The organism is Ochrobactrum sp. SFR4, from assembly GCF_019730395.1.
Classification (GTDB): domain Bacteria; phylum Pseudomonadota; class Alphaproteobacteria; order Rhizobiales; family Rhizobiaceae; genus Pseudochrobactrum.
Genome location: NZ_JAAPBB010000271.1, coordinates 1 through 409, shown reverse-complemented (window position 1 = coordinate 409; position 409 = coordinate 1). Strand labels below are relative to the sequence as shown.

1 protein-coding gene is annotated in these 409 nt (G+C 41.8%); it reads left to right on the top strand.

The annotated features are described in order from the left end of the window. On the top strand, positions 1 to 253 hold a 253-nt coding region (locus HBA93_RS18940; protein ID WP_221724329.1), incomplete at its 5' end, for a hypothetical protein. Positions 254 to 409: the final 156 nt, after the last annotated feature.

Below are 409 nucleotides of genomic sequence, written 5' to 3'. Positions count from 1 at the left end.
ACTACCTATGCATTTTGAATTAATCATAGTCCCTTCGCATGGTGTGATCCAGAACTGTTTCTTAAGGGAAGTATGGCGCTATGCAAATTACCAGCCGAGCGGTGATATGAAAAAAACGCATGAACCGTCTGTGCGGGACGAGAAAGCCAATATTCGTGTAAAATCGTTGATTTTTATTCGAGCATTTACGGAAGTGAAATCAACAGGTGCACTGTTACAGACCAGTGTAAAGAACTGCAATATGGTAAACTGAGCTGTAATTTATATGTGTCAGCTGGTTGCAATTTGGTGGACTGACGAGGACTTGCCCGTTATTTGAATAGTATTCAATTTTGCACGGCTGGCACCATGACTGCTAAAATTCTTGTAAGCGCCTGTCTCTTAGGTAAGCCTGTACGCTATAATGGTT